Below are 17,702 nucleotides of genomic sequence, written 5' to 3'. Positions count from 1 at the left end.
GTTCAAATGGCTCACAAATATGCTCAATTTGAGCTGGAAAGGCGTTGGCTGCTGGCAACGTTGCCAAAATCGCTGCAAAACAGCCAAGATTACCAGCTTATCGAAGACCGGTACATAACTAGTACGCCACTGCGCCTGCGCCGCATGACCGACGCACAAGGCAACGTCACCGCCCGCAAATTTACTCAAAAGTATCAAGCGCCCGATCAAACCGCCTACGCCACGACCATTACCAACTTTTACCTAGATGAGGGAAGTTACGCCCTGCTGGAAACATTGCCAGCCAAAATATTGATGAAGAAAAGGTATAAGTTGGAGGACGGCCGTTTCCAATTCAGCATTGATCAATTTAGCAGCCCACTCACCGGCTTGGTTTTAGCGGAAATTGAGCAGCCAAACTTACAAAGCCTGACGGCCGTTCCCCACCCCGACTTTGCCCTGCGCGAAGTCACCAAAGATCCACGCTTTATAGGTGGCGCGTTAGCAAAGCTCACGTCGGAACAGTGCCAGCGGCTCCTTAAAGACTGTTTGCCCCACACCTAACCCCGACTATAATTTACTTGGAATGTGTACCCCATGCACATTTACCACCTAACCAACCATTAAAAATTCCAAAGGGAGACCCATGTTCAAAATATTGATCTCAGACAAACTGGGGCAAGACGGACTGGACCGACTTGATCAGGCCAAAGACGCCCATTACGACATGAAAACTGGCCTCAGCAAAGATGAACTGCTGGCTATTCTGCCCGAATATGATGCCCTCATTATTCGCAGTGGCACCAAAGCCGATGCCGATGTGCTGACCGCAGGCAGTAAGCTGAAAGTCGTTGGCCGCGCAGGTATCGGCGTAGACAATGTAGATGTTCGCACGGCCACCATGCGCGGCATCATTGTGATGAATACTCCCGGTGCCAACAGCATCGCTACTGCTGAACAAGCAATGGCTCTCATGCTAGCAGCCAGTCGGCATACGGCGCAGGCTCACGCCTCGCTTAAAGATAGCGAGTGGAAGCGATCCCAATTTGTTGGTACAGAGCTGTATCGCAAAACGTTGGGGCTCATTGGCTTTGGGCGGATCGGCCGTTTGGTTGCCAAGCGTGCCCAAGCCTTTGGCATGGAAATTCTGGCCTATGACCCATACGTGTCTGAAGAGGTGGGGCTAGAGCTGGGTGTTACGCTAGTTGATCTGGACGATTTGCTGGCACAATCCGACTATATTAGCCTTCACACCGCCCTATTGCCCGAAACTGAAAACATTATCAACGCCCAAACCATTACCCAGATGAAGCCGGGCATGATTTTGATCAATGCGGCACGAGGCAAATTGGTGGATGAAGATGCGTTGGCTGAGGGGTTGAAGAATGGTCGAGTTAAAACGGCCGCTCTCGACGTATACCAAAAAGAGCCGCCAAAAGATAGTCCGCTCATCGGCTTGGCCAATGTCATCCATACGCCACACCTGGGTGCTAGCACCAAAGAGGCGCAGCGCGATGTGGCCACCCAAATCGTAGACCAAGTGCTAGACGCGCTTCGTGGCACTGATTTCCGCAACGCCATTAACCTACCCTTCCAGGCTGGCCCCGACTTTGCAGAAACACGGCCGTACATGGAACTCGGTGAAAAACTGGGCAAACTCCACTGCTATCTGGCCGATGCCCCCCTACGCCGCGTCGAAATTGAAGCGCGAGGCGAAACAGTCAATGAACTCATCAAACCGATTGCTGCCGGGTTGCTAAAAGGCATTTTGGAAAAATCAATCAGCGATGAGGTCAACTACATCAATGCACCTATGTTGGCAGAAGAGATTGGCATTTCAGTTGCTCAGACCAAAGCAACTGGCTCCCTTGATTACGCCAATCTGATTACCTGCCACGTTAGCTGGGATGGAGGCGGACGCACGCTAGCAGGCATGTTGTTTGGCGGCGTGGAACCCCGCATTGTGCAGGTTGACGAGCACAAGCTGGACGCCCGCCCAGATGGCTACGTGTTGCTCATGCAAAACAAAGATGTGAACGGTGTTACAGGGCAAGTGGGAACCATCCTGGCAGCCTATGAAATCAATATCGCCGAGTGGCGCATGGGCCGTGATAAGCCGGGCGGCGAGGCACTTTCATTCATCAATTTAGATAGTGAGCCAAGCAAAGAAGTGCTGGACACACTGGAGCAAATACCGGCCATTACCCAAGTGAAGCTCATCAATTTGTAATTTCTTTCATGATGATTGGGACGCGGATGAAATGATAAAATCCGCGTTTTTCCGTGCTTGTCTGCGCCCCATTTCTTATTTGGGAACAACTCATTTGGTGTAGAGACATTGCAATGCAGCGTCTCTACACGTTAACGACGGCGTAGCCGGGCAAAGGCCAGCAGGAGTGCGCCAAGACCGACACCCCCTAGCAACCAGATACCCAAGCCTGAATTTGATTCGTTAGAAACGGCCGTTTCTTCCACCCCAATCGCTCCATCATCAGCAGCAACACCCTCTGCCGCTTCGGTGGGGGTGGGAACGGCAGCCACCTCGGTAGCTGGTGGTGAATCAGTGGAGATTTCTGTGGGTGGAACGGCCGTATACGTCACCGTGGGCGTGTTGCTGGGCAGGGGTTGAGGCAGCATGTTGGTAGCTGTAGGGAATGGCGTTTCCGTCGGTGCCGGGGTGTTGGTTGGTGTCGCGGTCGCATCTATGGTGGGAACGGCCGTTGCCGCTGCAGTTGGCTCCTCAGCCTCTGTTTCGCCCTCCGGTGCTGGCGTCGGCGTGTCTGATGACGACACAACTGGCGGTGTGGTCGAACCACCGCCTCCCGCACCTTCTTCCACTAGAAATACCGGCGCACCGCCCATGTAACACTCTCCCGCACAGCGCGCCCCAGACAGCGAAATCGAGTAGCTGCCGCCCGTTGGCGTCACTGGCGTTTCCACACCGGTAATCGGATCAACCATCACGCCAGATTCAGCCAGCGCAGGCACGTTTAGCGTCACGCTGCTGGCCGTCCGCGCCCACAGCACGCGCGTTACGCCCTGCGGCCTGTCAAAGCGCACAATGGTGTAGTTGCCCCCCTGTTCGCGCTGGATGGGGTAAGTAAATCCTGCCAAATATTTGATGGTGTTTTGGTAGGCGTAAAATGCGGGTCGTTTGCTGAAGTCGTACGGCCGTATCAACCCCCAAGACTCTTCCCCAGGAGAAATGTTGATGTCAATTAGCTTGTACACCGCAATCCGCCCCGCGCCAGAATAAAACCCAAGCGCATACGCCTGTACGATGTACCACGCCTGCTGCTCCAAATCAATTTGAAACGCTTGCACTTCCACCGGCCACTCCGGGTCAGAGCTGGGACGCGCATTTGTCTCATTGATCCACACCGCCTTCAACGGAATGCCTGCCTGCTGCTGCACTGCAAACGCATTCCCCACAATCGTCGGAATCGTCTCTGGGCGGAAGTAAATGTGCAGCGAAATGACGTCAAAATAATAATTATTGGCCGCAGCGTCCGGGTCGGCGGCCACCATCTGCAAAAAACGACCAAGCCAGGTAGGATCATGCCAATAGGTCATCCCACCTAAATGAATTGTGGCATTAGGATCTACCTGCTTAATCACAGTGTACGCCACTTTGAGCAGTTGGTAATAATCCTCCATCGAGCCGCTAAACTCATGGCCGTACACATCTGGGGCGATGTCCGGCTCATTCCAGATGATCCAGTTGTGTACCCCCCGCACGCTGTAGTAAGACGCCACCCGTCGGGCATAGTTGGCCCACAAATTGCCCGGATCGTCCACGGGCAGATACAAGCCACGCGGCACCCCGGCGGCAAATGAGCCATCTGTGGCCCAGTTGGGCGTGTTTTTCAGCAGGCCGACCACCGTTCGCCCATGTGCGCTTGCCTCGGCCAGCCACTCCTCATGAACGTGTAGCGTGTTCCAATCGTCTGGTCCGCCGGGCTGGATTTCATTCCAGTAAAAGAGAATCCGCTCCCAGCCAACACCCAATTCGGCCGCTTCGCCCGGTGCCCAAAATGACTCCACCGCCCCAAAGCGGGAATCAATAGCTGATTGTTGGGCGTTTGAGGCATATGTGGGGGGAACGGCCGTTTCTGGCCAAACCCACACGCCAACCAGCAGAAATAACAGTAACAATTTCAACCATTGTGAACTTTGTTTCAAAAACATAGTTGTCCTTTAATCGTCATGATTTGCGGACGGGATTATAATACGGCCGTAACCAACCGGGTACTCTCATAACAAATCGTAGAGGAAACGTATGCGAAAAACATTAACCATATTCTTTGCCAGCAGCTTTGCTTTTTTAATGATTTGGGCACTTTTTGCCACCTTACAACAGCCTACTGCCGCCGTCGCCCTCCCACCAAACCACCCGCCCGTTGCCCCCAACGCCCTCCCTCCAACGTCCATCGTCTCCACCACCACCTTGCTAGACTTCTTCCAGCCCGGCACCCAGCCCAACCACATTACCGACACCATCGACTCGCCCCAACAATGCCTCGGCTGCCACTCTGGCTACAGCGGCCAAATTGACCAGCCCGCTGAGTACGAGCCGTGGATGGGCTGGCAAGGCAGTATGATGGCCCAGGCCGGGCGCGACCCGCTCTTTTATGCCGCCTTAGACATTGCCAATGCCGATGTGGCCTTTGGTGGCGACTTTTGTTTGCGTTGTCATATGCCGCGTGGATGGCTAGACGGCCGTTCCACGCCCACCGACGGCTCCGCTATGACCCTCGAAGACCAGGAAGGCATCCAGTGCGAAGTATGCCACCGTCTGGTTGATCCCACCTACAGCGCAGAAAACCCCGACCGCGACCTCACCGTCCTGTCTGCCATCACCAGCCCGGTCGAATTTACAGGCAACGCCAGCTTCGTCCTCGACACCGCCGATTACCGGCGCGGCCCCTTCGATGTGGTGACCGATGTTGGTTTCGATCCACACAATCCTGCCGCAGGCGCACAAGACACGCTGGTTTCGCCTTACCATCAGGATTCCGCCCTGTGCGGCACCTGCCACGATATCAGCAATCCCGCCCTCACCTGGGATGAACCAAGCCAGAGCTACATCCTCAACGACGTCAACCAGCCGTTCACCGATACCACCGCCATGTTCCCCGTCGAGCGCACGTACAGCGAATGGCTGCTCAGCGACTTTAACACGCCGCAGGGTGTGGTGCTGCCCCAATTTGGCGGCAATAAAAGCAGCGTTTCTACCTGCCAAGATTGCCACATGCGAGATGTAACCGGCGTCGGCGGCGCATTTTTTGGCAATGCCAGCAGCAGCCCCATCCGTAATGATCTGCCGCTGCATGACCTAACCGGAGCCAACAACTGGGTGCCCACCATCATCCCCCAGCACCCCGTCTTCAGCGCCACCTTCAACAGCAACCCAGAGCGGCTGGCTGCGCTCAATGCCGGGGTGGATCGGGCCACCACCATGCTACAAAACGCCGCCGAACTAGACATTTCGCTCACCGGTACACAGCTTGTTGTTACCGTCACCAACAACAGCGGCCACAAGCTGCCTACGGGCTACCCCGAAGGGCGGCGCATGTGGCTGCAAGTGGAAGCATACGACGCCGATGGGCTGCTCATCTTTAGCTCTGGCGCGTATGATGCCGCCACGGGAACCCTCACCGAAGATGCCCAAATCCAACTGTATGAGGTTAAGCACGGCATTTCTGCGGATTTGGCGGTGCAGGTGGGCCTACCTGCGGGCGAATCGTTCCATTTTGTCTTGAACAACGAGATTTTGCACGACAACCGCATTCCGCCACGCGGCTACGATTTTGACGCCTTCGAGGCAGCCGGGGCTGCACCCTACACCAACAGCACAGCTGATCCCAGCCGCTACGCCGACGGGCAATATTGGGACACAACTACCTACACACTACCCGCCGAACCAGAGGCGGTAATTGTGCGCCTGCTGCACCAGGTTGCCTCTCGTGAATATATTGAGTTTTTGCGGGATGAAAGTCCGTTTTTTGGCGACCCCAACAGCAACGGGCAGATTTTGTATGATTTGTGGGAAAGCAACGGCCGTTCCCAACCTACCGTCATGATCCAAAAAGCAATTGGCCTAGAAACCTACCTTCCCCTCATTCAGCAGTAAAAAGAGACTGGAGATTAGAGATTGAAGATTTCCAGTCTCTTCTCTCCAATCTCCAGTTTTCCATCCTCTCCACAAAATCATCTCTTAAGCACGTATGTAAGCCCGCTTACGTAAATTTTATGCACCGATCCCCAATCAGATCAGCCGGTTGCTAACTCGGGCTGGGAAGCTTGCGACGAATAGTTGATGTATTTTTGGAGGAAACATGCACATTCCCGTAAAAAGATTGAATTTGCTACTCATTTTTGCCGCCTTTTTGTTATTGGCGGCCGTTGCCGTTTTTACAACTACGCGCCTGGCTAGCGCCAACAACCACCTGGTACGCATCAACGAGGTGATGGCTGGTATGAATGGCGATTCTAAAGTGCAATACATTGTGTTGGAGGCCGCCGACGATTCCCAAAAAGCGTGGGGGCCGCAAGCTGAAGACCCGGCGGGGTCTCCTGGGCGCGCGATGCTTGTTTTCTACAACTCATTGGGGATGGAAACAGGTCGCTACGTCTTCCCTAGCGACCCCGCCGATGGCAATGACACCGTACTGGTGGCCACGGCCGCATTTGCCGCCCTCCCTGGCGCACCCACCCCTGACTTTATCATGTCCGCCGACATTATCCCCATTGCGGGCAAGGTCGCCTTCCAAAACAATCCAGACAACATCAACAGCACCAGCGTCAATGTGGCACTTTCTTACGGCGGAGCAGGCTACACCGGTAGCACTGCTGGCGCAGACGATGGCGCACATTCTGCTGATTTGCCCATTTTGAACACCGCTGCCCTCAGCCGTCAATCCGGATTTGGTTTTGGCACAGGCACGCAAAGCAACAGCGATTTTGCCATGAGTGCCCCCAATCCCATCAATACGGCGGGGCAGACCTTCATGGTGGTTCCCTCTGCTGCACCATTGGCAGACCAGGGCGAGGTTTTGTTTAACGAGGAGACATTTTTGGGAAACGGCCGTACCTGCGGTTCTTGCCATGTACCTGATAATGGCGACTTTGGTCTCTCGCCGGAGCAGGTGCTAAACAAACCTGCCGATGACGTTTTGTTCGTGAATGAGTATAACGTCAATACCCTCGTCGTTACCTCTGGCGCGCCCAGCGGCTTTGCCCAACCTAGCGACTTACGCGGCGAAATTACCGGCAGCACCGGCTCGGCTACCGTCATCGCTGGCTACGGCGACACCTTCCTGATCTACGGCGGCGATGATCTCTCTGGCTCCATAACCGATGAATTTGGCAACAGCGCCACCTTCGTCTCCTTCACGAATGGCGATTTGGCCGGGCCAAATCCGGTGAACGGCAGCGTCAACGGGCTAGAAAACTTTGACTTGATGCACGGCCCCTCTGCCAATACCGTCAGCTTCCCAGACGGCCGTGCGCTCATCCTGGAAAATATTGATGGGTTCGACCAGATTGAGGTGTTCCGCGCCTCGCCAGCATTGTTCAACTTGGAACATACTGCGCCCTACGGTTTTAGTTCACAAGAACCCGATTTGGGCGATTTTTCCGCTGGCGCAGTGGAGCAACACGCCCCACGCAGCCTGCTGCGGCGCGAAGGCATTGATTTCCGCTTGCCAACTGAAGAAGAGCGCACGGCTCTGGAAGAGTTCCAGTTTGGCATCCGCCTGCCCCAAGACGGCAACTACGACCTGGATCGCTTTGCCGTAACCGACGAACAAGTGCTAGGCCGCGAAATCTTCTTTGGCTCTGCTGCCAAATGCTCCCGCTGCCACTCTGGCCCGGTACTCGCCACAACTGATGGCACCATCCGTGGCTTTGCCGAAGGTGAAAATGGCGTCTTCGACACCGGTACCGATGAAATTCCAGTTAATGCGCTGGACGGCATGCCGCCTGAACTACCGGATGGCGATGGTATTAGCACCCGCGAATACAGCACGCCGGGCTTGTTTGGCACGAACCTCACCGCGCCCTTCTTCCACAATCACACCCGTGTTGATCTGCGACGTGCCATCACCTTCTACGGCGGCACAGAATTTGAAGAATCGCCAGCCTTTGGGCAGGTGGGACGGCCGTCTGTGATACCCGGTTCTGAAAATGCGGAACGTATTCTGGACTTCCTGGAAGCGTTGGTTGAGCCGTGGTCGGTGTGCGCCAGCGGCTGTGATTTTACCGATATCCAAACCGCCCTGGACACCATTCCAGATGGCGATTCGCTGACGCTGATTGGCGATTTTGACGTAAGCACCCCGCTGGTTTCTGGCCGAAGCGGCATCAACAGCGTGGTTATTTACAGCCAAAACAGCACCTTAAACTGGGTAGGCGGAGCCAACAGCCGAGTTATCTCTGCACAAGGGGTAGGCAACATCTCTGTGATTGGCTTGAACATCACCTGCTCTGCCAACTGTGATTCGATGACAGCACTTCGGGCTGCGGGTAACGGCCGTATCCTCATCAAAAACAACACCATCTCCGGCTTCAACCAGGCCATCAACCTGAACGGCCTCAGCGAAGTGATCATCAAAGGGAACACGCTGTTCGACAATGGCACTGCCATCCAGCAAACGGACGGCACCATTGAGGCCTATGCCAACAACATCTCCGATTTTGGCATCGCCTACAGCCAATCCATCAGCGGGACGGCCAATCTGGAGAACAACTTCTGGGGCGTGGCCATCGGCGAAACGCCACCGGCAGGCTCCGGCGTGCCGCAACTGGCCTGGGATGCTCGCCTGGCAGCCAACGTGGTGGACTGGTCTGAAATTTCTAGCCGCTTGGGTCGCACCAAATTGGGTGATGCAGAACTGGCAAGCAGCAGCAATTCTGGTACCCCAGTGATTGTGAGCTACGGCCGTTCCCTCACCAACGCCCCCTTCGACACGCCATTAAATACGTCCAGCACCAGCCTCTGCTCCGATTATTATGAATTTTTCGTGCGGGGCACGCCGATTGACAGCACCACCTGGACAGTGCGCGTGCCGGTTGATAGCAATCCTGAATGCCAGGCAGATGTGCTGAGCCAGCAGCGGTTGATGGAAGTGGGCAGCACGGCAGATTGTACGGCTCCGGGCAATGCCTCCTGTTGGGATTTGGTATCAGGCGTTTCCACACAGGGAGGCAGGTTCCAGATTACTGGTCTCGACACGGCCGATTTGACGCGCGGCACCTACGCGGCGGATTCCACCGAGAATCTGTTCCCGACGCCAACGCCATCGGCGACGCCCACACCGTCACCAACGCCGATTCCAACCAACACACCCACGCCGACAAACACGCCTATTCCAACGGCAACCTTTACGCCAACGCCTGGCCCATCCCCCACCCCGGCGATGACGCCCACGCCAAACCCCGGCGGCAGCACAGATTACTTCATCTACCTGCCGATAGTGAAGCAGTAGCTTTTTAGAGAAAGGAGACTGGAGAATAACTTCAGTCTCCTTTCTTTTTGCCTTTTAATTGAATCACGGGACAATAACGTCTATACTGTTCCAGAAGTTAAATAGTCTGAAAAGCGAGAACAAGTAAGATGATTCAAGCTACAAAACACCGTTACGTGATTTCTGACGAAGCCATTTTGAGCGGGGAACCGATCATTGAAGGTACACGCACGCCGGTTCGTGCCATCGTTGAAATTTGGCGACAAGGCGTTCTTCCCGAAGAAATTCCACAACAACTTCCACATCTAACTTTAGCTCAAGTGTTTGATGCTCTTAGCTTCTACAGTGATCACCAAGAGCAAATCAATGCTCACATCGAACGCAACCGTATCCCCGACGAACTGATCGATCCCCTCGTAAAGTAATCATGTCCCGGCTTTTCATTGAGCTTTATCTAGATGAAGACGTCAACGTACTCATCGCAGATTTGCTGCGAGGGCGCGGGTTTTCGGCTGTCACAACACGCGATGAAGAACAACTGCAAAACAGCGATGCTGCCCAACTAGCATACGCCGTTAGCCATCAGAAAACGCTCCTTACCCACAACCGAGCCGATTTTGAAGCATTGGCTCGTAAATATGCAACTTCTGGTCAGAAACATTATGGCATCATACTGGCTACACGGCATTCTCCCTACGAGCTTGTACGCCGCCTCATGCGTGTTCTCAATAATGTCACGGCTGATGAAATGGAAAACCAGATCCGCTACATTTGATTCGCATTCGGCTGCCCTCAAAAATCAGCTAAAATAGCTGCATGAACGACCTCCAGTTGCGACCTGCTCAAGCGAAGATTTTAGAATACGAAAACGGCCGTCTCGCCATCAGTGCCGTACCAGGAAGTGGCAAAACATTTACCCTCTCTCTCCTCGCGGCGAAGTTGATTGGAAACGGCCGTATCGACCCCAACCAACAGCAAATCCTCATCGTCACCTACCTGAATGCCAGCGTAGACAACTTCAAAAGCCGCATTCGCCAGCGGCTGGAGGCCGAAGATCTGCCGCCGATTGGCTTCGATGTGCGGACGCTACACAGTCTGGCGTTGGAAATTGTGCGAACGGCCAACAGTGGACTTGGCGACGACAGCGGCCCGGTGGTGCTAGACGAGGGGCAAGGCAATCATTTCCTCGCCCGCGCCGTGGATGGCTGGATTGAGACCCATCCCGGCGAGTGGGGGCAATTTCTCACCGACGACGCCCCGCAAACCCGCGCCCGTTGGCGGGACGTAACGCAAAAAATGGCCAAAGCGTTCATCCGCACGGCGAAGAATGAGCGGTACAAGCCGGAACAGATTTTAGAGAGATTGGAGACTGGAGATTGGAGATTAAACGGCGAAGATGACAATCTCCAATCTCCAATCAATCAATCTCCTCTGCTATGGATGATGGGTGGGATTTACGGCCGTTACCAAACCATCTTAGATAGACAAGGCTCCCTAGACTTTGACGACCTCATCTGGCAAGCGGTAGAGCTGCTGGATCAGCGCGGCGGGCTGGCCGAGCAGCTACGCCACCGCTGGCCCTACGTGCTGGAAGATGAAGCGCAAGACAGCGTGCCGCTGCAAGAAGCGCTCATCAGCCGCCTGATTGGTGAAGGCGGCAACTGGGTGCGCGTCGGCGATCCTAACCAGGCGATCACCAGCACCTTCACCGCCGCCCACCCCCGCTTCTTCAACGCCTTCGCCGATCGACCCGATGTCGTCTCCCTCCCCCTGCCCAACAGCGGCCGCTGCGCCCCGCTCATCCTCGGCGCGGCCAACCGTTTGCTGCATTGGGTGATGGACAAACATCCCGTGCCGGAAGTGCAAAGCAGCACCTTCCGCCGCCAAAACATCGAGCCGACCCCACCGGGCGACGCCCAGCCCAACCCGCCAGACAGCGAAGCCGCCATTCGCATTCGCGTCTACAAGCACCGCGAGGATGAGGAGCTGCCGGAAGTCGCCAATCTTGCCGTCCGCTACACCCAAAAGCGGCCAGAGCACACCGTCGCCATTTTGGTGCCCACCAACAACCTCGGCCACCAGATGGCGGAGCATTTGGATGGCTTGGACGCCGATTACGACAATTTGCTGCGCGGCGGCACGCGCGAGCGGGAAATTGCCGCCGCCATGCACGCCGTCTTTCAGGTGTTGGCCGACCCGCTGGACACCAAGGCGATCACCGCCGCCCATGCCAGCCTGCACGCGCTGGGGCATCCCGTGGCGCTGTTGCCAGACGAGGAGCTGGAACAATTTCACACGCTTTTGCGTAGCATTCATCAACCAGAACGATTGCTCTACCCGCACGGTGAGAATGACGCGGCTCAGGCGCTGCCCGCCGGGGTCGCCACAGAAACCCAAACGCAGGTGGCGGCTCGATTTGGTGCCTTTTTGCGGGAGCTGCTGGCGTTACGGCCGTTACCCATCGACGACCTAGCCCTAGCTTTAGGGGATGAACTGTTTGCCTGGGGAGATGTACACGAAGGCGATCTGGCGATAGCGTACCAAATAGCGACCCTGCTGCGCCGCTGGCGAGACAGCCAGCCCGATTGGCGGCTGCCGGAGTTGGTGGCCGAGCTGGGCAACATTGTGAGCGGACGGCGCAGCTTGCCGCTGAGCAGCCCCACCGATTTTGGCTACGAGCCAGTGCCGGGGCGCGTCACGCTTACCACACAGCACAGCGCCAAGGGGCTGGAGTGGGATGCGGTCTTTATGATTGGCGTCGATGGCACCTGGGTTCCCAGCAATTTGGATGCGTATTTTATGGGGGTTAGCGACATTTTGGGCGGCGATCCCACGGCCGAAGTGGTGGCCCAGCTGCGGTATTTGATGGAAGGGGATGCGGGGATTTATAACGGCCGTTCCGCCACCGAATCCGCCCACATAGACATTATTGCCGAGCGGCTGCGCTTGCTGTACGTGGGCATCACCCGCGCCCGCCGCTTTTTGCAGCTCAGCCGCAGCCGCGCCACCCGCAGCTACAACAAAGAGCGCGACGCCGAACCCGCCACGGTGATGGGCGTGCTGTACCACTATCTACAAAACACAGAAAGGTAGGGCACATTCCCGCGTGCGCCCACCCTCGTGTGCACCCAACACGTAGATACATTTGTCTGCCCCTACCCCACACAAAAGTAAATTAAGGACATTGTGTCCCACCAAGTCGTGATGCCCGCCTCATGACAGCGGGACACGGGGACGTGTATCGTATGCTTATCACTTCGCAAAGGAGACAAATGATGAGCAAACAACGATTCGCACGGTTTATAGCTATCGGATTGATTGGTTTTTTCCTGATTTTGGAACTGACCAGTTTGCAGACCGCAGGGAATTCAGCAAACGGGACGAGTACGAACAATCAGCTGCAGCCTGTGGCTGTACCGGTGGCCATCGCGGCTCCGGCCAAAGCTACACCTGCTCCCGCATCCGGCAATACCCAGCCAGCCAGTCAGCCAGACCCTCAACCCGTGCCAACACCCGCAAGCGCAGCAATGGAATCTGTGATGCCAGCTACGCCATCCCTTCTGCCCGTTCTATGGCTGGGATTGCTAATGGGCGGTACAGTAGTTTTGCTTTTGGGCTTCGCCATTCGTCCCCCTCTACATCGCAACTGCAACGTCTACCAAAACATTTTGGCTGAAGGAGTACACGCATGAGCGTGGCGATAGCTAAATTAATCGGCCAGATCACTTTTGAAGAAAAATACAAAGGAGTTCAAAATGACAATAACACAAGCCATAAAGAAAGTTGGTCAGATAAATAGTAATGACACAGTGTCCTGTACTGAGTTTTTAGGGTCATTAGCACAATGGCTTAAGAACAAACCGGAGGGAGATGATTTTGATCACACCATACAGCTTGCTCTCTCAGCAAGTGTCATGGGTGGCGTCGTTCGATATGCTGAAGGCCAACTTAAAATAGTCCGCCAATATTTGATGGGCACAGCAACGCTTTATGAAAATCAGGAGCGGTTTGGCTTTCCCGGAAAAACTGATAATGATCCCTTAGAAGGCACTGTTTCGGCAACCCCCTATCCATTTAATCCGCATGAAAGAGACTCTTTGACTGTACGAATTGACACCAAATCTGGGCATATCACATTAGAAGTTGAAAATTGGAAATCAACATTGTCCAATCCAGATTGCACCCATGGCTTATTGTATGGTTTCAGCGATAAGATTAACAGCGGCAGTGGGGCAGAATTGGCCCGGGACTATCTAATAGTTAGCCTACTGCCAGTGGCTATCCTCAAGCCCGTGACGTCAAACTAATGGATTTTATAAGTATCGAAGTTGACCTCTCACCCAAACCCGATGCACTGAAAATCATTGGTGAAGGGCTACGCCAGTATAATGAGGCATTTGCTCCCGCTGCCAGCGACAGCTATTTTGCCGTTTATTTGCGTAATGCGGACGGCCGTATTCTCGGTGGCCTCATCGCCAAAGCGGGGCGCGGCTGGCTCCAAATTGGCAGCCTGTGGGTGGACGAGACCCTGCGCGGCCAAGGATATGGCAAGCAGCTCATGGATATGGCTGAGGCAGAGGGCGGGCGGCGCAGCTGCCATAGTGCCTACCTCGACACTTTTAGCTTTCAGGCTCCCGAATTTTATGAAAAATGTGGCTATGAAATTTTTGGCACGCTAGAAGCGTTTCCTGATGAGCACAAGCGTTTTTTCATGCGCAAGTTGTTAAGGCATTTTCGGACAGATGGTCAGAAAGAATAAGGCCAATTTAAAAAATAAATTATCCAGAATTGAAGGATTTTTTTGAATTGGCTTGAGGCTTTAGTTCTTTGCTCTGGATCGTTATTTTCTTGACAAAGCCTAAAGCGATTAGAAAACGAGAAACATCTAACCTTTGGAGGTAATCATGACCCGTTTCCTACGTATTACTTTATTGATCATTGGCATCTATCTCATTTTTATTGGTGTTCTCTATGCGCTAGCTCCCTCACCTGCCGAGTCGCTATTGCAGATATCGCTGCCCGATCGCGCCACAGCCATGATTCACGGCACAACCGATCTAGCTATCGCGTTTCTATGTCTAGCGACTGCTGTGCGTGGGCAGATCAGAAAAGGGGAATATCAATTCTTGTTACTATTCGGTATCTTGCACGTTCTAACATTTGCTTTGATCCTACTCTTGGACATTTACACCACAGCCCAAGGATTGCCTCCTACAATCATCTGGACTGTCCTAACCATCCTGCTTGCTCTCGGTGGTTCCAAACAGAAGTTATCTATTTAAGGTAGATATGGAAATGAATAAAACCATCAGAAACCCAACCATCGGCCACCAGATCACGTTTTTGCTAACGGCCGATCAAACCAATGGCGATCTGCTGTAAATAATGTACGCAGTAGGAGTACCGTAAACAAAAGGAATGCAATCATGAACAGTTTAAGCACACCGATGCCTATTCGCTTAAACGGCCGTCTGCTCTTTGCTAGTCGTTTACTTTACCTGCTGCTGTTCTTGATTTGCTTGGGTATGTTTAGTACCAGCTTATGGTACAAATTTATGCAAGGCACTTCAGGCTGTGATTCAATCTACAATGCAGCATGGGCAGCCCAGGGCAACTGGTGCACTGAATGGTTTCAAGCAATTGCCGATCTAAGGGTAACGGCCGTTGCTTTTGAAAGTTATTTTGTTGGCTTGCGTGTCATTGCCGCACTTCCCTTTTTTATGCTTAGTCTCTTGCTGGTGCGGCGGCATAGCCAAGAGTTACGCATTTTACTGCTCGCTGGTTTATTGTTGGTGATTGGCATTTCTGGCACATGGTTCAATCCTTTTTGGGAGTGGGGTGGCTGGTGGCTTGAAGAATTTTCACCATATCCCGCACTGCATATTTTTTCGCCCATTCTTACTTACTTGTTGGTGTGTGGTGCATTCTTGTTTGCTTGCCTCTTTCCAAACGGCCGTTTTGTGCCGCGCTGGTCACGCTGGTTAGCTGGCAGTTGGCTGCTGTTATCGGCCGGCAATATTTTTCTGCCAGAAACCATATTTGCGATGGGCAACTGGCTCTTTCCCCTTCATTCCCTGGTTCCCTTTGTTTATGTACTGCTGGGGATTGGCATCATTATTTTTCGCTATCGACAGCAAGCAACAGCCATTCAGCGGCAACAAATCAAATGGATTACCTTAGGCATGGTGCTCATCGCCTTTAATTTTTTGATTGATTTTGCCGTGTTTGACCTGTATGAAACCTTTACTGGTAGCTATCCCCTTTCCAATGGTCAACAAGCTGTCTATTGGGAGTTGGGGCAAGATACCTTGTCTCATCTGAGCCAGTTTGCACTTGGCATTTGCTTTGGCTTTGCCGTTTTTCGCCGCCGCTTGTGGGGCATTAACCCCATCCTCAACCGCACGCTGGTGTATGGTGGGCTGACACTACTCATCGTCGCCATATACATCGGCATCGTCGGCGGGCTAGGGCTGTTGTTCCAGATCCAAACCAACCCCCTCATCGGCTTGGTGGCGACGGGCATCATCGCCGTCTTGTTTCAGCCGTTGCGTGACGGGTTACAGCGCGGCGTGAACCGATTGTTGTACGGCGAGCGGGATGACCCGACGGCCGTATTAACCCGATTGGCCCAACAGATGGAAACGGCCGCTTCAACCGATATTCTTGCCAATCTTGTCCAAACCATCGCCCACACCCTCAAAATCCCCCACGCCGCCATCTGGCTGCCCGTGTCCGAAAATCAGTTCGACCCCGTCGCCGTCTGGGGCAAATCGCCCAAACATATCGAAATGATGCCGCTGACCTACCAGAACAAGACAATTGGGCGTCTGGCCGTCGCGCCGCGTGATGAAGGTGGATCATTCGATCGCCACGAACAGCAACTTTTGCACACCATCGCCGCCCTCACTGCCAGCACCGTCCGTGCCGTGCAGCTATCAGACGAACTGCGCCAGTCGCGCCAGCGCATCGTGACGGCGCGTGAAGATGAGCGGCGACGTTTGCGGCGCGATTTGCACGATGGGCTAGGCCCACAACTTGCCAGCCAAACGCTGGGGCTGGAGGCGATTGGTCAACTCATGACAACCAATCCCCAAAAAGCGCGTGACCTGCTGGCTTCTCTGCAGACACAGGCGCAGGAAGCGATTGTGGACGTGCGCCGTCTGGTGTATGCGCTGCGCCCGCCCACGCTGGATGATTTGGGCTTGGTGGCGGCATTGCAGCAAAGTGCTAACCGTTTAGAAACTGAAGAGTTGCGCTTTTCGTTTGATCTCCACCGCCCCTTGCCAGCATTACCAGCGGCGGTGGAAACGGCCGTTTACCGCATCACCCAAGAAGCGATGACCAACGTCGTGCGCCATGCCCAGGCCAACACCTGCACCATTCGCCTGGACTGCACCGACAACACCCTTACTGTGACCATTCAGGATGATGGACAAGGGCTGTCGCCGAAATATCAGGCAGGTGTGGGGTTGAATTCGATGCGCGAACGGGCTGAAGAACTGAACGGCCGTTGCATGATACAATCTTTACCGGAAGGAGGCACGCAGGTGCAAGCACAGTTGCCGCTGGAGGTAAATGATGTCTGAGGAATCCATTCACATTCTCATTGCCGATGATCATCCCGTGTTTCGCTTTGGCCTGCGGGCATTGTTGGAAGCCCAGCCCGATATGGTGGTTGTGGGCGAGGCGGAAAGTGGCGAAACGGCCGTAACCCTCACCCAATCCCTCCAGCCAGATGTCGTTTTGATGGACATCAACATGCCGGGCATCAACGGCATTGAAGCGACGAAGCAGATTATAGATAGTTTGCGGGAAACGGCCGTTCTCATCATTACCATGTTCGACGACGACACCGTTTTTACCGCTATGCAGGCCGGGGCGCGGGGCTATTTGCTCAAAGGAGCGCAGGGCGACGAAACGCTCCGCGCCATCCGCGCGGTCGCCAATGGCGAAGTGATTTTTAGCCCCGGCGTAGCGGAACAGATGATGGACTTTTTTATGAAAGGCGGTCGGCAAATGGCGACCACCGATTCGGCCAGAGCAGAGCCATTTCCTGAATTGACACCCCGCGAGCGAGAAATTTTGGAACTGCTGGCGCAAGGATTAACCAATACAGCCATTGCAGAGAAACTGGTGCTTAGCCCTAAAACTATCCGCAATCAAGTTTCCAACATTTTTAGCAAATTACAGGTCGCCAGCCGTAGCGAAGCCATTGTCAAGGCTCGCGAAGCGGGTCTGGGCAAGAGCGAAACTTAA

General features: G+C 54.3%; 14 protein-coding genes. 13 read left to right on the top strand and 1 reads right to left on the bottom strand.

Annotation, left to right across the window (positions count from 1 at the left end):
- Positions 1 to 6 precede the first annotated feature (6 nt).
- Both ACOQPM_RS26335 and serA read left to right on the top strand, forming a co-directional pair.
- Entirely contained in the window at positions 7 to 543 is a 537-nt protein-coding gene (locus ACOQPM_RS26335; RefSeq protein WP_420631371.1) for a hypothetical protein, read from the top strand.
- A gap of 82 nt (positions 544 to 625) precedes the next feature.
- On the top strand, positions 626 to 2,209 hold the full coding sequence (gene serA / locus ACOQPM_RS26330; RefSeq protein ID WP_420631370.1) for a phosphoglycerate dehydrogenase: 1,584 nt from the start codon (positions 626 to 628) through the stop codon (positions 2,207 to 2,209).
- Between the two features lie 131 nt (positions 2,210 to 2,340).
- Here serA and ACOQPM_RS26325 read toward each other — a convergent pair whose 3' ends face one another.
- Entirely contained in the window at positions 2,341 to 4,134 is a 1,794-nt protein-coding gene (locus ACOQPM_RS26325; protein ID WP_420631369.1) for a hypothetical protein, read from the bottom strand.
- 124 nt (positions 4,135 to 4,258) lie between these two features.
- Between ACOQPM_RS26325 and ACOQPM_RS26320 the strand changes: the two genes are divergently transcribed.
- The 11 genes from ACOQPM_RS26320 (at position 4,259) to ACOQPM_RS26270 (ending at position 17,702) form a co-directional block, all read left to right on the top strand.
- A complete protein-coding gene (locus ACOQPM_RS26320; RefSeq protein WP_420631368.1) occupies positions 4,259 to 6,112 on the top strand; it encodes a hypothetical protein in 1,854 nt (617 codons plus the stop codon).
- 205 nt (positions 6,113 to 6,317) lie between these two features.
- Complete coding sequence (locus ACOQPM_RS26315) at positions 6,318 to 9,467, top strand: hypothetical protein (protein WP_420631367.1); 3,150 nt, start codon at positions 6,318 to 6,320, stop codon at positions 9,465 to 9,467.
- A 128-nt stretch (positions 9,468 to 9,595) separates the two neighbouring features.
- The gene (locus ACOQPM_RS26310; RefSeq protein ID WP_420631366.1) at positions 9,596 to 9,871 is read left to right on the top strand and encodes a DUF433 domain-containing protein; all 276 of its coding nucleotides are present in this window, start codon (positions 9,596 to 9,598) and stop codon (positions 9,869 to 9,871) included.
- 2 nt (positions 9,872 to 9,873) lie between these two features.
- A complete protein-coding gene (locus tag ACOQPM_RS26305; RefSeq protein WP_420631365.1) occupies positions 9,874 to 10,221 on the top strand; it encodes a DUF5615 family PIN-like protein in 348 nt (115 codons plus the stop codon).
- 41 nt (positions 10,222 to 10,262) lie between these two features.
- Positions 10,263 to 12,539, top strand: coding sequence for an ATP-dependent helicase (locus ACOQPM_RS26300; RefSeq protein ID WP_420631364.1), 2,277 nt, complete (start codon positions 10,263 to 10,265; stop codon positions 12,537 to 12,539).
- A 179-nt stretch (positions 12,540 to 12,718) separates the two neighbouring features.
- Positions 12,719 to 13,138 (top strand): hypothetical protein, encoded by a 420-nt coding sequence (locus tag ACOQPM_RS26295; RefSeq protein WP_420631363.1) that lies wholly within the window; start codon positions 12,719 to 12,721, stop codon positions 13,136 to 13,138.
- A gap of 63 nt (positions 13,139 to 13,201) precedes the next feature.
- Positions 13,202 to 13,753: a hypothetical protein gene (locus ACOQPM_RS26290; protein WP_420631362.1), complete on the top strand. Its 552-nt coding sequence runs from the start codon at positions 13,202 to 13,204 to the stop codon at positions 13,751 to 13,753.
- On the top strand, positions 13,753 to 14,205 hold the full coding sequence (locus ACOQPM_RS26285) for a GNAT family N-acetyltransferase (protein WP_420631361.1): 453 nt from the start codon (positions 13,753 to 13,755) through the stop codon (positions 14,203 to 14,205). The genes ACOQPM_RS26290 and ACOQPM_RS26285 overlap by 1 nt, the downstream gene beginning before the upstream one ends.
- 145 nt (positions 14,206 to 14,350) lie before the next feature.
- Positions 14,351 to 14,728 carry a hypothetical protein gene (locus tag ACOQPM_RS26280; RefSeq protein ID WP_420631360.1) on the top strand — a complete coding sequence of 126 codons (378 nt, stop codon included), beginning with the start codon at positions 14,351 to 14,353 and terminating at the stop codon, positions 14,726 to 14,728.
- Positions 14,729 to 14,872: 144 nt separating this feature from the next.
- Positions 14,873 to 17,032: a GAF domain-containing sensor histidine kinase gene (locus ACOQPM_RS26275; RefSeq protein WP_420631359.1), complete on the top strand. Its 2,160-nt coding sequence runs from the start codon at positions 14,873 to 14,875 to the stop codon at positions 17,030 to 17,032.
- Positions 17,022 to 17,702 carry a response regulator gene (locus ACOQPM_RS26270; RefSeq protein ID WP_420631358.1) on the top strand — a complete coding sequence of 227 codons (681 nt, stop codon included), beginning with the start codon at positions 17,022 to 17,024 and terminating at the stop codon, positions 17,700 to 17,702. Before ACOQPM_RS26275 ends, ACOQPM_RS26270 begins: the two co-directional genes overlap by 11 nt.

Origin of the sequence: Candidatus Leptofilum sp., assembly GCF_965223525.1 — a bacterium.
GTDB lineage: Bacteria > Chloroflexota > Anaerolineae > Promineifilales > Promineifilaceae > Leptofilum.
The sequence above is the reverse complement of the archived record's forward strand: the minus strand, read 5'-3'. Positions and strand labels throughout refer to the sequence as shown.

Coding starts and splice junctions, on each gene's coding strand:
- ACOQPM_RS26280 (WP_420631360.1), top strand. CDS start 14,351: ATGACCCGTTTCCTACGTATTACTTTATTGATCATTGGCATCTATCTC.
- ACOQPM_RS26315 (WP_420631367.1), top strand. CDS start 6,318: ATGCACATTCCCGTAAAAAGATTGAATTTGCTACTCATTTTTGCCGCC.
- ACOQPM_RS26300 (WP_420631364.1), top strand. CDS start 10,263: ATGAACGACCTCCAGTTGCGACCTGCTCAAGCGAAGATTTTAGAATAC.
- ACOQPM_RS26295 (WP_420631363.1), top strand. CDS start 12,719: ATGATGAGCAAACAACGATTCGCACGGTTTATAGCTATCGGATTGATT.
- ACOQPM_RS26305 (WP_420631365.1), top strand. CDS start 9,874: ATGTCCCGGCTTTTCATTGAGCTTTATCTAGATGAAGACGTCAACGTA.
- serA (WP_420631370.1), top strand. CDS start 626: ATGTTCAAAATATTGATCTCAGACAAACTGGGGCAAGACGGACTGGAC.
- ACOQPM_RS26285 (WP_420631361.1), top strand. CDS start 13,753: ATGGATTTTATAAGTATCGAAGTTGACCTCTCACCCAAACCCGATGCA.
- ACOQPM_RS26275 (WP_420631359.1), top strand. CDS start 14,873: ATGAACAGTTTAAGCACACCGATGCCTATTCGCTTAAACGGCCGTCTG.
- ACOQPM_RS26320 (WP_420631368.1), top strand. CDS start 4,259: ATGCGAAAAACATTAACCATATTCTTTGCCAGCAGCTTTGCTTTTTTA.
- ACOQPM_RS26290 (WP_420631362.1), top strand. CDS start 13,202: ATGACAATAACACAAGCCATAAAGAAAGTTGGTCAGATAAATAGTAAT.
- ACOQPM_RS26335 (WP_420631371.1), top strand. CDS start 7: ATGGCTCACAAATATGCTCAATTTGAGCTGGAAAGGCGTTGGCTGCTG.
- ACOQPM_RS26310 (WP_420631366.1), top strand. CDS start 9,596: ATGATTCAAGCTACAAAACACCGTTACGTGATTTCTGACGAAGCCATT.
- ACOQPM_RS26270 (WP_420631358.1), top strand. CDS start 17,022: ATGATGTCTGAGGAATCCATTCACATTCTCATTGCCGATGATCATCCC.